The organism is Streptomyces lateritius (assembly GCF_014649715.1).
Classification (GTDB): Bacteria; Actinomycetota; Actinomycetes; order Streptomycetales; family Streptomycetaceae; genus Streptomyces; species Streptomyces lateritius.
The window spans coordinates 1-13,623 of record NZ_BMTO01000023.1; the positions used below are offsets into that span (position 1 = coordinate 1).

Annotated in this window: 13 protein-coding genes and 1 pseudogene; 7 read left to right on the forward strand and 7 right to left on the reverse strand. The window is 66.7% G+C overall.

Annotation, left to right across the window (positions count from 1 at the left end):
- The coding region (locus IE136_RS32870) for a transposase family protein (RefSeq protein ID WP_506417213.1) at positions 1 to 496 on the reverse strand (496 nt) is incomplete at its 3' end.
- A gap of 917 nt (positions 497 to 1,413) precedes the next feature.
- Here IE136_RS32870 and IE136_RS32875 point away from each other — a divergent pair.
- Positions 1,414 to 1,590: a hypothetical protein gene (locus IE136_RS32875; RefSeq protein ID WP_189602278.1), complete on the forward strand. Its 177-nt coding sequence runs from the start codon at positions 1,414 to 1,416 to the stop codon at positions 1,588 to 1,590.
- 274 nt (positions 1,591 to 1,864) lie between these two features.
- On the opposite strand, the gene IE136_RS32880 is transcribed toward IE136_RS32875, so the two are convergent.
- Positions 1,865 to 2,482: a restriction endonuclease gene (locus IE136_RS32880; protein WP_229819422.1), complete on the reverse strand. Its 618-nt coding sequence runs from the start codon at positions 2,480 to 2,482 to the stop codon at positions 1,865 to 1,867.
- Between the two features lie 1,350 nt (positions 2,483 to 3,832).
- Complete coding sequence (locus IE136_RS32885; protein ID WP_229819409.1) at positions 3,833 to 4,966, reverse strand: Mu transposase domain-containing protein; 1,134 nt, start codon at positions 4,964 to 4,966, stop codon at positions 3,833 to 3,835.
- Between the two features lie 256 nt (positions 4,967 to 5,222).
- On the opposite strand from IE136_RS32885, the gene IE136_RS32890 reads away from it, so the two are divergent.
- Positions 5,223 to 5,720, forward strand: a complete 498-nt coding sequence (locus tag IE136_RS32890) for an SMI1/KNR4 family protein (RefSeq protein WP_189602280.1) — start codon at positions 5,223 to 5,225, stop codon at positions 5,718 to 5,720.
- A gap of 110 nt (positions 5,721 to 5,830) precedes the next feature.
- On the opposite strand, the gene IE136_RS32895 is transcribed toward IE136_RS32890, so the two are convergent.
- The 3 genes from IE136_RS32895 to IE136_RS32905 all read right to left on the reverse strand — a co-directional run bounded on the left by IE136_RS32895 (position 5,831) and on the right by IE136_RS32905 (position 8,902).
- Positions 5,831 to 6,067, reverse strand: a complete 237-nt coding sequence (locus IE136_RS32895; RefSeq protein WP_189602281.1) for a hypothetical protein — start codon at positions 6,065 to 6,067, stop codon at positions 5,831 to 5,833.
- Between the two features lie 103 nt (positions 6,068 to 6,170).
- Positions 6,171 to 6,380, reverse strand: coding sequence for a hypothetical protein (locus tag IE136_RS32900; RefSeq protein ID WP_189602282.1), 210 nt, complete (start codon positions 6,378 to 6,380; stop codon positions 6,171 to 6,173).
- 152 nt (positions 6,381 to 6,532) lie between these two features.
- Positions 6,533 to 8,902 carry a HEAT repeat domain-containing protein gene (locus IE136_RS32905; RefSeq protein WP_229819424.1) on the reverse strand — a complete coding sequence of 790 codons (2,370 nt, stop codon included), beginning with the start codon at positions 8,900 to 8,902 and terminating at the stop codon, positions 6,533 to 6,535.
- Positions 8,903 to 8,926: 24 nt separating this feature from the next.
- On the opposite strand from IE136_RS32905, the pseudogene IE136_RS36205 reads away from it, so the two are divergent.
- The 3 genes and pseudogenes from IE136_RS36205 to IE136_RS32915 form a co-directional block, all read left to right on the forward strand.
- Positions 8,927 to 9,091, forward strand: a pseudogene (locus tag IE136_RS36205) (HNH endonuclease); the annotation flags it as partial.
- A 495-nt stretch (positions 9,092 to 9,586) separates the two neighbouring features.
- Complete coding sequence (locus IE136_RS32910; RefSeq protein WP_189602283.1) at positions 9,587 to 9,976, forward strand: hypothetical protein; 390 nt, start codon at positions 9,587 to 9,589, stop codon at positions 9,974 to 9,976.
- 69 nt (positions 9,977 to 10,045) lie between these two features.
- Entirely contained in the window at positions 10,046 to 11,305 is a 1,260-nt protein-coding gene (locus IE136_RS32915; protein ID WP_189602284.1) for a VanZ family protein, read from the forward strand.
- A gap of 5 nt (positions 11,306 to 11,310) precedes the next feature.
- Here IE136_RS32915 and IE136_RS32920 read toward each other — a convergent pair whose 3' ends face one another.
- On the reverse strand, positions 11,311 to 11,505 hold the full coding sequence (locus IE136_RS32920; protein ID WP_189602285.1) for a hypothetical protein: 195 nt from the start codon (positions 11,503 to 11,505) through the stop codon (positions 11,311 to 11,313).
- A 308-nt stretch (positions 11,506 to 11,813) separates the two neighbouring features.
- On the opposite strand from IE136_RS32920, the gene IE136_RS32925 reads away from it, so the two are divergent.
- Complete coding sequence (locus IE136_RS32925; RefSeq protein WP_189602286.1) at positions 11,814 to 12,857, forward strand: cupin domain-containing protein; 1,044 nt, start codon at positions 11,814 to 11,816, stop codon at positions 12,855 to 12,857.
- Entirely contained in the window at positions 12,854 to 13,564 is a 711-nt protein-coding gene (locus IE136_RS32930) for a glycine-rich domain-containing protein (RefSeq protein WP_189602287.1), read from the forward strand. The genes IE136_RS32925 and IE136_RS32930 overlap by 4 nt, the downstream gene beginning before the upstream one ends.
- Positions 13,565 to 13,623 lie beyond the last annotated feature (59 nt).

The following is a 13,623-nucleotide window of genomic DNA, read 5'->3' on the forward strand; positions in this document are numbered from 1 at the left end:
GGTTGGCCAGGCACCAGGTGACCGGCATGCCCTCCGCTGTGGTGACCAGGTAGAGGCGGAATCCCCAGAAGAACCGGGAGTGGGAGCGGCAGAAGCCGTAGCCGCAGTGCCCCGCCAGGTCGGATCGTTTGACGGTCTCCCTCGATGCCGCGCAGGGCAGCGGGGTGGAGTCGATCAGCCGCAGGTCGTCGTCCCAGGTCGGCACCTGCCGGGCCAGGGCCTCGATCACGTGGGAGATCAGCGGCCCGGCGGCGTTCAGACGCTTGTTGTAGGCGGACTGCTGGGGCAGGTAGCGGAGCAGATGCCCCAGCCGGGCATGCGCGAAGCGGATCCAGTGCCGGGCCGAGGGGAACCCGAGCAGCACTTGGGCGACCGCGAGGCACAGCAATTCGGCGTCCGTCAGTCTCGGAGGTCGCCCGATCCGGCGACGCGGGGCCACATGGTCGTCGATGAACACGTACAGTGCCGCCAGAAGGGCGTCCAGGTTTGTCTTCACACACGAGCCAACGGGCGCCCTTCGCCATGGTCGCGGCCAGCACAAAAATCGGACTCACTCATCTAGGGTCGGCTCCAGCCCGCGCCGATATGGCGTGCGCGGGCCAGGCCCGGCGCCCAGAGGCGCTCCGGGAGCAGTACCGCCGGGGGCCGCCCCCCTCTTCTCGCCGTGCGTCGGCACCAGGCCGAGCGGGTGCTCGCCCAATTGGGCGAGAACGATCTTCATCGCCGTGCGCGAGCACCAAGCCATCACCGCCGCGGATGCGTGAACCGGCGGCGCCCCCGGGCAAGGCCGACGGTTCCCTCAGGTCGGCTCCGTTCCTCTTCCGCACAGGTCGATGGATCCTGAGATCGACTTCTGTAGGCCCTGGAGGGGTCCAGTACGGAAGTAGTCGGCGCCGCCGCGCCTCCGTCCGGACCCCTTGACCCACAGGTCACAGTGCTGCGCCGCCTCCCGGATCGAGACCGTGGAGGCAAGTTGCAGGGCAAGTGTGAGGCAACTTGTAGGGCAGGTCCGTCGGCGCCACGGCGGGTGCCGTGCGTCACGTCGCGTCACAACGGGCGCTCGCCGCCCCATAACTGAGAGACAAGACCGTGTGGTCTTGCTCGTAGCAGTGCCTCAGGCCGCATTCAATACTCCGACCGCCCGGGAAAACCCCAGGTCAGGCATTGAATGCGGCCTTCGCCGTGTCCATCGTGATCCGGGCTTGCGGGGCTAGGGGTGCCGCGTCGCAAGGTGCTCTCATCGGCCCGGCAGCCCGTGCTCACGGCGTCCGTCAAGCGTCCGCGAATCCCCACCGCTCCCTTGCCTGTAGAAGCGCCGAGCGGATTTTCGCGAGAACTGGATCCGCTGCCCGCCGGGCCGGACTGTGGCCCCCGCGCTCACCCGGAGCGCCCCTGACTGAAGGAGAACCGATCGTGTCCACGCTTGCCCTGCTCGTCGTCTTGCTCCTAGTCCTCACCAGCGTCCTGTTCCTCGGCTTTATCGGCTACCTGATCGACCGCCACCCGCGGCTGGCCAAGCCGCTGGGCGCCTGCGGCACCTGGGCCGCCGTCCTGGTCGCCACCATCGCCCTGGTCGTGGCCCTGCGATGATCTGCCGATCCTGTCGCGCCGTCTGTCACGCGTCCTACCTGCCGCGTGGGTTGACCCGCACCGATAGCCCAGAACCCCACCTCCGGCCCCGGCGTGACAGCACCCCGTATAACAGCCCCGCGCGTCAGCCGTCCGCCCGTTTGGATCGAAGGCGGGCACCCCCTTGACCGCCCTGCCTCGCACGGTTGCGGCCCCTTGACCACCTGCTGGTCAAGGGGCCGCATCGTGCCCCGGACAGGAGCACCGGGAGTTGTGGGGCGGGTGGAGCTCGCCGTCAGGACAAGGGGCCGGGCCGGCGGGGGGCAGGGATGGCCTGCAGGAGTTCCCACAGGGGTGTGGAGCCGCTGGCCCATTGGGCGAGGACGGTGCGGTCGACCAGATGCAGGCGCTGGGAGCGGGCGAACTCGACTGCCGGTTTGGAGAATCTGCCGTTGGTGACGAGGACGACGACGTCGCCCTTGTGTACCGGCCGGCCGGTGCCGTTGAGCACCTGCAGATCCGGCGTACCCACCGCGGAGCCGGCCAGGCCGGCCTTACGGTGCTTGCACTGAATCACCCAACGCCGCCCATACGGGTCGGTCGCTTTCACGTCAGCGCCGTTGTCCCCGGCACCGCCAACCTGCACGGCATCCGCGCACCCATCACGCCGCATCAGGTCCCGTACCGCGTGCTCGAACTGCCGGTGATGCAAAGTGTCCAGCTGCGCCAGCGCATAACGCAGCCCCTGAGACCTCACCTGCTCCCATCGCGCCGCACGCCGTCGCTGAACCATCCAGGCCACCACGGCCCCGCCCACCAGCGGCACCAGGACGACCGGAATCCACGGGTGAGCGGCCACGAAACGCACCACACCCATGACCAGCATCCACGCCAGAACCAGCCCACCGATCATCAGGACCAACTGGTCGCCGCCGGACGTCTTGCGTGAGCGCCGCCGGACCGAACGGCGCCGCGCGGGCCGACGCCGACTCACCTTCCGCTCCCGTCGCGCTCCCACTTGATCGGGTAGGAGACCGTTGGCTGGGGACGGGGAGCGGGCTTGTCCCACCCGGGCCACCGGATCGGATAGGAGACCGTCGGTGCCGGAGAAGGCGCCGGCCTGTCCCAGCCGGGGAACTTGATCGGATAGGCCACCCCCGAGGTTGGCCGTGGCGCGGGTAACCGCTCCGTTCCCGCTTCACCGCCGGCAGAAGTTCCCGACGAGCCCCCGAACACGAACACGGCCGCCACGATCCCGATGGCCAGCGCTGTCTGCTTACTCGTCCCCACCGGCGCCCGCCAATGTGACCGCACCGACGTCCCGTCCCGCCTGAGATACCCCTTGATGAACGGCAAAACCGACACCCCTCCCCGATCGACAACGCGCTCTCCCACGCGACCAACCAATGTAGAACGCCCCACTGACAGGGCGTTACTTGATTCAAACCGAAAGTGATCTTGCCGCCTGCGGCGTTGGCTCGGTTGGCCGTACAAGGGGGCGGTGGGCTGGGTGCGCGGAGAAGTTGATGCCGACCACTTCTGTGCGGGTCTGAGGGTGCCTTCATGCACATCCTTTCCCGGCGAGGCTGCACTTCTTATGGGCTTCAGTGGCTTGGTAGGCCGGTCTGAAGATTGGCCTGTTCGCGCTATCCGTGATCACTTGATCGCACTAAGCTACGTCCGTGGTGGTTGGTGAAGATGCCCAGCTGAAGGGCTTCTCGGGTGCCCGCAGAGCAAGCAGTGGTTCGAGGGCACGATGCGCATCTCCGGGGCGTACGCGAACACGGACTCGCCGTCCTGTGGCCGCCGGCTGACGATCCCGTGGCCGTATGGCGGGCGGACGTTCTCCTTCGACCTGGGGGGAACGATGCGCGGCGAGCCGTATCAGAGCGACATGTTCTGCGCAGAGGTCAAGAACTACTCGCAGCCGGGCGGCCAGGGGACACACTTCGATGAGTTCCTCGCCAAGTGCTATGTCGCCGCCCAGATCCAACATCACCTGAGCGATCACTTCATGTGGATCACCTGGTCACCGTTCCGGGCGAACTCCTGGTCGACGCTCAGCTCCGCCGACCAGGTGGAGGCAGCCGTCCTGCAGCATCGCAGCCGAGTGTTCGGGACCGATGACCTCGATGAGGCCAGGAAACTTCTGGACCCCGAACTCGCCCGGTCGGTCGCCGCTCGCCTGTGGCTGATCGTGCTCTCGGAAAAGCAGGAGACACTTCTGCCTCTCAAGGACTGGAAGCCATCGTGGCCGCTGAACTCACCCGCAGAGAGGGCTCGTGGTGAACATCATCGAACAGTCGATCGCCCAGGCCATGGACGAGCCCGACGACCGGATGATGTTCACCCGCGTCAAGGACATCGTCGCCCGGCACCTGACCCGTATGGACCCCCGCGCCAGGACCCTGACCTGGGCGCCGGCGAGTCCCGGCGGGACGGAATACAGATTCCCGTCGAAGGAAACGAGGCACTGCGGGCTCACGGTCCGCTCGACCTCCAGCTCGGCCGGGAACGGCCGGACCGGGACGTCGAGCAGCATTTCAGCGGCAGCGAGTTCACCGACGGTGACCTTGATCCCGTCCACCGACCGGCGGCGTTCATCCATGCGGACGGCGAGCTTGTCGATGCCGGACTGGGCTTGGACGACGGTCAGCGCGTCGGGAACCGTGCGCCACCAGCGTTGGGCTGCCGAGTGGTTGGCCTTCTCGACGACGCCCTTGCGGTTGCCGCGACGAGGCGGGCAGATGTCGACTCCGACGCCGTAGTACTTCGCGACAGCAGCGAACGATGCGGTGACCTGCCCGCTGGAGGGGTAACAGACCGTGGCCATCCGGTCGAAGCGCCACCGCCTCGCGGTCCCGCCCAGCTTGCGGACCACCTGGTCGAGGGCCTGGACCAGATGCGGGAGGTCCTCGGACTCCGCCAGCACCGCCCGCCACCGGCCCGAATGCGCGAGTGCCCCGACCAGCAGGTGAGCGTGCTCGCCCACTCCCCACAACTCGGGCGCGTCCGGAAGCTCCAGCCAGTCGAACTGGATCTCCTCGCCCGGCGGGTGCGCGATCACCGCGACGTTCCGGCCCGTCGCGGCGTGACATGGTTCGCAGTGCGGGCGGACCTGGTAGCGGCGAAGCGCACGGGTGAAGGTCGAGTAGCCGCCTTCATAGCCCAAGCCCCTGACCTCGTCGAACAGGGTCGAGGCCCACAAGTGCGGGTCATCGGCGAGCCGCTGCCGGCAGTACTGCAGGAAGGGCACGAAGGCGTCCGGGCTCTGCCGTCGTTGGCCAGGGACCTGGTCGCCGTTCAGATAGGCACGGATCGTCTTGCGGTCACGTCCCAGATGACGTGCGATCGCCGAGATCGTCCAACCCTGACGACGCAGTGCATGAGCATCCACGTCTTCCTCCCGCGTGAGCATCCAGGCCCCCGACCAGGCCGAACTTGCGCACGCAGGCTCTCCACGACACACCGATCCCAGTTCGACACGCCGGGCAAGATCACACGATGAGTGGGGAGATCGCCTGAGCAGGTTTGGCCGACCCAGGAGCCGCGGATCGGAAGAGCGCGGTTCCCATCGAACTCCATGCTGAGCCCTCCGATATGTTCTTCCGGGCTCGCGCCGACGGGTCCCATTCGTATGCGAGGGGGGAAACGTGCCTGGTGAACGGCTTGACGCGGAGTGGGTCCGGTCCTGGCGGGAACAGGCCGACGCGGCGCTGACGAAGCTGATGCAGTCCTTCCTCCCGACGCACGGCTTCCCGCCCGGTCACAACGCCGTGACGCTCGCAACCGACGACAGCCACCAGGCGACGGACGCACTCGTGGACCTGACACCGATCCCATCCGACCTGACCACGCTCTACTGGGTGATCAGCGAGGCTTCCCTGTCCGACGTCGACAACGGGTACTTCATCCACTCACCAGCAGCGGTGGCGGAACACCTCCGCGAGTACGGCCCCGCTCCGATCGACGGCGAATCAATCGCACTGGTCTTCGCCAGCGACGGCGGGGGCCATCTGTTCGCGATCGGAGACAGCGGACAAGTCTGGAAGTCCACCACCGCCTCCTGGTTTGACGACTTCGAGGTCGCCGCGTCCAGCTTGCAGGAGTTCCTCGAACAGCTCGGCCGGCGGATCGCGAACCAGCCCTGATCATCGCCCGAGGAACAAACCCGGCCCCCTGCCCCACGGAGGTCATCTCACTCCAGACTGGGAAATTGCGAGCAGGTGTGGGGTCACCCCTGAGCAGGGGGTGGCCGATTTCAAAGAGCGTCATCAAGCGCTCGGACCTTTTCCTGTGCCCGCCACGCGCGGTCCTGGCCGACCGCCAGACAGTGTGCCCGCAGCAGCGCCCAGCCGGCCCCGCCCAGCACGGCCACGGCGAGTACGGCCACCAGGACGGGCCACACCGTCGACCAGTTCCGGGCGCCCCACACCACTGCGGCAGCCGCCGCCACCGCACCCCAGCCCTGCAGTTTCTTGCGGGTCTGCTTCTTCAAGCGTCGGCGCCGTCGACGTGCCGCCATCACTCCCCCGCTCCCCGGGCCCGTGATCCGCAGTGTGTGCCGACGGACGCCGCCTGCCCCGTGCGTGTGCGGGGGCTCATCGGCTGGCCTGGGTGACGCCGCTCGCGAGCTGCCCCAGGATGTTCAAGATCTCCTGGCCGGCCGGGGTGAGGGCGAGCAGGACTCCCAGTGCCAGGACGATGACGACGGTCAGTTTCTCGTCGAAGCGGCTGCGGGCCTCCGTACGCCGCCGAAGCCGCCAGATGACGGCGACTACGAGCAGCACCGCCACGTTGATGGTCACCAACCGCCCCGACCTCCCGCCGACCGGCTTCACCCCACCGACGGCTGGGTGTCGCCGCCAACCCTCGAAAACGTCATCGCCGGTGTCATCGTGGCCGCGATCGTCTGGGCAACCGCACGAGCCTGGAAGCGCTGGCATCGCAAGGAGCCCACGGATTAGAGCAGCTCGCTAGCCATTTCACTGACGTTCCGCGCTTGGACGCCGCGGCGTCCGTCCGGCGCAGGTTCCGGGAGATCTCGCAGGTGCGCCACGAGGGAACGGCAGATGCGCTCGATCTCCAGGTCGGAAGCGACTGCGTCACTCCAACGGTCGTTGCCGCGGTGGGGCTGTGCGAGCGCCGTCTGGATCCGGGGCAGGGCAGGACGTGCGGCCTGGCCCATGCGGTTCAGGCAGGCGAGGACATCGCGCGCGGTGGAGTCGTTGTCCTTCCAGGCGTTCAGCAGGGCCGACACAACGGTGTCGGCCTCGCTGTCTCCGGCTATGTCCCACAGTGCTGATGCGGTGTGGACGAGAGTCCACGCGTTCCCCACGTTCAGTACGGCCGCATCCTGTTGCTCGTTCCGTGCGTTCATCGCTGTCTGCTCGTTCAGTATTTGTCGCAGGCGCGGCAGGACGGGAGTGGCGGGAGGTCCGATCCGGCCAGCGAGGCCGATGGCGTCGAAGTTCCGCTGGTGGTCAAGGAGGTGTTCCAGCAGCGGCACGACATCTTCGGGGCAGCGCTCGATTTCCCAGACGGCGGCTGCCGCGGCCGTACGGACCGCCACGTTGTCCGCCTCAGTAAGGGGCCGGACGGTGTCCAGGGCGGAGGCGGCGCGGGTACCGAACGAGGCGAGAGCCTTCAGGACTGGCTCCGCGGTGCGCCACTGCATGTGCCGGACGGCGGCCTGGACGGCGTCGGTGAGGGCAGGTACGGCCGCCGGATCCCCCAGCTTGGCGAGGGCGGAGGCGAGAGCCGGGGAGCTGACATCGGGCCACTCCCGTGAGTGGTCGACATCGGCAAGGAGACGAACGAGTCGGGGCGTGAGTTCAGCGGCGGCTTGGGGCAGATGTCCTGCCGCATTCACGGCGCGCCAGGCATCATCACCGGTGTCAAGCGCGGTCAGCAGCCCAGGCAAGGCCCGCTCGTCTCCGAGCTGGGCCAGCGCCAGAACGGCCTGCTGATGGGCGCGGCGCAGCTCGGGGTGCGGGCTCGCCCACGCATCGGGCCTGTGTGTGGTGCGGTGGGTGGTGACGTAGGCGGCGAGGGTTTCCCGGGCCGGCTCGGCCAGCTGGCCCAGGGACCCGAGGGCCTCGGCCGCTGCCGCCGACGTGTAGGAGTCGCGCGGCAGCAGACACTGGGCCAGGAGCCGCACCAGGTGAGTGTGATCTCCCCGCCAGGAAGTGATCAGACCGCGTGCCATGTCGATCGCGTCGTACCGGGTAGCCGCATCCGGGCTGCGCAGCTGCTCGCGGAGCAGGGCGGTCCGGTCCTCGACACGCGAGTCGAGCACCTCGTGGAAGGTCACCAGCAGAGACGTCGTCGGTGTGTGGGCGCGGCCGCGGCGTTCGAGGTCGGCGAAGGCGGCGGCGACGTGCCCAGGAACACCAGGGTCGGAGTCGGCCTCGACAGGACACGTGCACGGTTCCGACGGGCCCCGGCTCTCGTCCTCTGTCTCGCTCTCCTGGGGCCGGGGTATCGGCGTGATCCGGCGAAGGAGTCCGATCGCGGTGGGCACAGTAGTGTCGTCGATGGACTCGGAAACGCAGCGGGCCCGCTGGACGAGCGCCGCAAGACGGACATCGGCATCCACCGCCACCCCGTCGGCGAGGATGTCGAACCACTCCCACGCCGGGACCCGTGCCGCCGGGAGCCGAAGCGCCAGGTCGCCCATCGTCCGGACCACCAGCAGCCGCTCCGTGATGCCGTCCTCGGCGGCGAGCCGCTCCCGAAGGGCCCCTACCGCCCGCTCGGGGTCATCCAGGAACAGTCCCAAGCCGGCGATGGCGGCTCCACGCACCTGCGCGTCGGCATCACGTGCATAGCCGATGAAAGCCTCGCCGCGCCCGCGCATCAGCGCTGCGGCGTCCTGGTAGGCAGTGGACTCCTCACCATCGGGGCCAATCCAGACGCTGCGGGGTTCGTCCCGATCGACGGCTTCACGGCCGATGTTCACGATCAGTGCGACCACCGACGCCCGATCAGGCGTGGAGGGGGCGTCAGCCATGGCGAACAGGAACGGCAGACTGGCCACCGTGCATGGATACACGTCCCCCTGGTGGTGGGCTGCGCTGCAGAAGCTGCTGAACGCCTGCTTCCGGACCTCGGCGTCAGGCGAGGCCATGTCGCGCAGCCATCGCGGAACATCACTGGCAGGTCCGTAGGCGTGCCCCATGGACGCCCAGTCGATGTTCTCCAAGTCGTTGATCATTCCCGGCACTATGCCGGACAGCACTGACACCTCCGGCAGAACCAACCACGACGCCCGTCCCACGACAGGTACGGGAGCCGCAGCAGTGGGCGTCGACGCTCGGGGAATACCGTTCATCTCGAATGACGCTTCCTGCCAGTTGGCGCCTCCGCCTGGGATGCGAAGCGACGTGAGGCGTACGCCAACGACCAGGACGCGGCCACCAGCCTCGTCGCGGTGACCGCGCGGACGAACCGTCAGAAGGCCGACCGAGACCCGGCGACTGGATGCCGCCAGGCATCGGGCGCCACCTGCCGCTACCTCGCCGCTGCGCTTGAAGATGCCCGGCCACGACACCGGAGATCTCGTCGTACATCCGGATGGACTCCGCGCTGTCCAGAAGTTCTTCGAGCCAGCTCACTGGCTAGATCGCTGCCTGCGGCAAGCGAACCCCCGACGAGCTCCTCGATGACCCGGATCAGGCCGCTGTGGACGGCATCCGGTATCGCGGCTGCGCTCGGCGCCGGTGGGGGGTGCTCGCAGCACTCCTGGGCACGTAGATGGTGCGAAACCCCGCCGATCCCTCTGCCTTTTGGCAGAGGGAGCGCTTTTCGTCACGTCGGCTTGATCTCCTTCGTTAGACTGCGAAATTTCAGCCACCGAACTGTTGACAATACAGACAAAATGGGGATCTGAGTAAGGCAACGTCAGCCAATGTTGATCAATCAACTCGATTTCCCGATACGCCTGCATGTAGCGTTCGCCGTGCTGTAGACCGCCCGCCAAATGGTGGATTGCAGTCGAAACGGAGGGGAATCCATAATGCTGAAGAAGTCTCTGGCCGTCGCCGCAGCTACGGGAATGCTTGCGCTCGGCAGTACGACCGCCTTAGCCGCGTCGAAGAGTACCCAGCTGTCCAATGGCGTGCTGACCATCAGCGCGGACGACGGCTGCACGGTGAGCGGCAACTGCGGCCTGTACTACTCCGCCACGACTTACAAGAAGACGGGCGGCAGCACGGTTACGGTTCAGCTTGCGATGACCACCGGAAATGCGCTGTACACGGACTCGCTGAAGTCCATCTCTGCCGGGCAGACGCTCTCGAAGAGCTGGGGCGGCCTGAGGAAGTCCGACACGGCCGACTGTACGATCGCGGGCTACATGAAGGCCAGCACCGGCAACTACTACACACCCAACCTCAACGTCTGCTAGTTCAGTCCCGCTGGGGTCCGGGGCGTGCCCGCAGTGACGCCCCGGTCCCCACCCTGTGAAGGTCTCCTTGTGATTGAAGCGTCCGTCTCGGCTCTCCCTGGCCTCATTATTGCATTCTTGATTATTTCTGTTCTTTTTGCCGGGCCAACAATTCTCACCGCAAAGATCCGGGAAAAACCTGTAGCCGTGAGGGCCTCTCTAGCCATTTACCTGGCTGGCATTGTTGCAGTGACACTTATGCCAGGCAATGCCGGTCTGTCGCCTGGGCAATGCGACATCGGGACGCCCCTTCATCTGCTTACCTCAGCTAGCTCGCTACTCAACATTGCCCTCTTTTTGCCTGGTTCGGCTCTGGCTGTCCTGGTGTTTAGGCAGCCCTTTACAGTCGCAGCGGCTTTCGTCTTTCTGTCCGGCGCCGTGGAGCTTGTCCAGTCCGCAGCAGCACATCTTGGACGTTCCTGCAGCGTGACAGACCTGGCTGCCAATATGGCGGGGGCCGCCGCCGGGGCGGTGATGGGGAGCCTCTATCTGCGGTGGCGGCAGCGACCTATCCTGCGACCCGGGCGGGACTTGTTTCGAGGGGCGACGGTTGCCCTGATGGGGGGCGCCATCATTGCTGGCATCTTTCAGTCCCGTGTTGAGCCAGTGGACGTTGTTGCGAAAGACGACCGGACGCGCGCCCTGGCTGAATCGTCCGCAGAAGCCGATGAGTGGATCACTGAGGCGGCTAACGCGGTCTTTGGCGACGGCACGCAGATGCAACAGATCGCCGCACAAAGCCACGGAAAGCGCCTGAAGATCACTGCGGAGACGAACCGGGGCAGCATCACAGGCTGGTGGCCCCAGAAAGAGCTAGAGCATGCGTGGTCCTCGAACACGCTGGGAGATGAGGGTGATCTCAACAAGGCCCAAGTTGCGGCAGCTGCTGATACCTTCGCCCGCGAGTGGTTCCTCAAGAGGATCTCAGGCAGCCAGCAGAGGGTCCGCCCGATCGGCGATGGCGAAACGCTGGCGTACGTTGTGGCGTACCGCCGCTACGTCGGCGGCGTGATGATGCCGATGCGCCTGGACATCACCATCACTACTACGGGGCGAATTATCGGTTTCGTGGCCAAGAACACGGCGGATCCGGTGCTGCCTCCGGTCAGAGTCGACGAAGCGGATGCTAGGAAGCTTTCGGAGGAGGCCACCGGTCTCAAATCTGAATCGACCCTGCTTCTTGCACAGCAGATTGGCGGCCGCTGGCGGCCGGTATGGCTCGTCGGTAGCGGCAAGAATGATGTCACGATCGATGCTGTCACCGGTCAACACATCCCAACTGCCCCTTAGGTAAATCATGCCTCCTTCGCCAAATGGCGGAGGAGGCGCGTTCGTCGTGTCCGGGGTCGGCCGTTCTCCCGGCGGCTCAGCTTCCCGGCGTGCTCCCGGCCGTGGGCGAGGCCCGGGGGATCGTCCAGGCCGGCGGCGGCGTCGACGACGGCCCGGGGGATCTCGGTGGGCGGTTTGCCCTTCTCGATCCGGTCGATCACCGGGCGATCGCGTCGTACATGCGCCGTGCGGTGATCTTCAAGCGCACGCGGACTGTCCATACCCTGCCCGGTTGGTGCGTCATATGTTTGGCGGCCCGGGCGGGCGTAAGGAATCGTCGGCGGGAGCGGGAGCGCCGCTCGTCACCCAGCCCCAGCTCGTCGAGTCGCGCCATGGTCGGTTGCGCATCATGGCCCGCGACAGCACGATGGCCGCCGATTGCCGCTCGCTCTGCTTCGTAGACCCGCCCTGCCACTCGACTTGCCGCGTGTGCCAGTCGCGTGGCTGCATGTGAGAGCGGCGGCCCTCGGTGAAGCTCGACGACCTGTGCGGGTTCCTCGAGGCTCGGTCCTTCCCCGCGGCGCAGGCGCGGGAGCACCCGGAGCGGCATGACGTGGCCGCGACGCGGACGGCCGTCTCGGCCGCCGTGGGCGACGACGAGTTCCTCGTTGACTGTATGGTCCATGAACTGGACCTGGTCGAGAGCGGAGTGCCCCGGCGAGGGCTAACCCCGTTCTTCACCATGCCCGATCTCGGCATCCGGTTCGCCTTCGGCTACTGGCGACCCGGCAGTGAGCCTGGCCCGCACGAGCACACCGCGTGGACCATCACTGCCGTGTGCCGCAACGAACTTGAGGTGCTGACCTACGACCGTGAGAAGTCCTACCGTAGTCAGACGCTGGTCCCGAAGAACCGGTTCGAAGCGCCGGCGGGACGCGCCGGCTTCATCTACGAGCCGTGCATCCACAAACCCAGCAACAGCACAGACCGGTGGTCGCTGTCGTTCCACGTCATCAGCCCTCGGGACGGGGAACGGCTGGTCGATGAAGAACGGTCGCTGCCCATCCTCGACGAGTTCGTGGCCCGGGTGCTGGCCGATCGTGGCCATCCCTACGACGGGGTGCTGGCTGCTCGGCAACGACAGATCGTCGTCCGTCAGGTGGCGCAGTTGCTGGCCTCGGTCGACTCGCCCCAGGCCGGCATCCTGCTGAACCGCTGCCATCGGGCCGGCACTGCGGCGACCCGGCGATTCATCGAGCGGCTTCGCGGCGGCGACGCGGTCGCAGGATGCGGCGACCATTCTTGGATGCTCGTCCGCACCCACCCGGATCTAGCGATGAGCTATCGGGACGACGAGGAAAGCGGCCTCGTCCGGTTGGGCGTGGAGACGCCCGAGGGTTGGGTGGAGGAGCTGGCCATGAGCAGGGTGGCCCGCGACGCGCTCGCCTTCGCCGCGCGGACCGAGATCTTTGACCTACGTCAGTTGCCGGGAAATCTGTACAAGGACGAACGGCGGATGATCGCCGAGGCGCTCGAGGAGTCCGGCCTGTTTACGAGGAACACACAACCATGACGAACCTGGCCCCGCACCAACCGTTGGACCCCACACCGACCAAGCGACCCGAGCCGACCGGGCCAGCCCTGGATGCCGTCGACTTCGAGGCGCCCTACGTCATCGAGAAGCTCGTGAAGGACCACATCGTCCAGACGGTCAGCGAAGCCGAGCGGCTGTTTACCGAGGCGAAGCGATTCATCGTCCTGTCCCAGTCGGACCCCGACGTGATCTGCGAGATGTACTCGGTACGGGTCGACGAAGCTTGGCACCAATTCATCCTCTACACCGCCGAGTACATGGAATTCTGCCAGCGCTTTTTCGGCCGCTACGTTCCACACAGCCCCAACAACGCACCGCAACGGCCCTCGACTGGGCATTGCGTACAAATGACCTTCGACGAGTTCATGGCGCGCTACGAAGCCATGTTCGGCGAGCCCCTGCCTGATGTCTGGTACGACACACGCAACGTCACAGCATCCCGGCGGGTCTTCCGCGACGCGACCACGAAGGTGTCCATCTCCCGGCACGACGGCCAATGCGATCTGCGTGACGACACGGGCGACCTCGTCCTGTCGGTCAACGACCTCGCTCACCCCGCACTGGAGTTCATCACGCGGACCGGAGTGTTCTATGTTCGGGAACTGCCCGGCGAGCTGACCGACGAGGAGAAGGCGGCTCTCGTCGAGGCATTGCTGGCGGCGCGAGTGCTCCGTCCCGCCGCCTGACGGAACACACTTCTCAGGAGTGCAGTTAGTGATCGCGCGGGTTATGTCAGACCGACCGA

What these genes read in the sequence shown, in the direction of transcription:
- IE136_RS32880 (WP_229819422.1), bottom strand. Translation starts at nt 2,482, where the DNA reads ATGATCGGTGGGCTGGTTCTGGCGTGGATGCTGGTCATGGGTGTGGTG.
- IE136_RS32930 (WP_189602287.1), top strand. Translation starts at nt 12,854, where the DNA reads ATGACGAACCTGGCCCCGCACCAACCGTTGGACCCCACACCGACCAAG.
- IE136_RS32910 (WP_189602283.1), top strand. Translation starts at nt 9,587, where the DNA reads ATGCTGAAGAAGTCTCTGGCCGTCGCCGCAGCTACGGGAATGCTTGCG.
- IE136_RS32905 (WP_229819424.1), bottom strand. Translation starts at nt 8,902, where the DNA reads ATGAACGGTATTCCCCGAGCGTCGACGCCCACTGCTGCGGCTCCCGTA.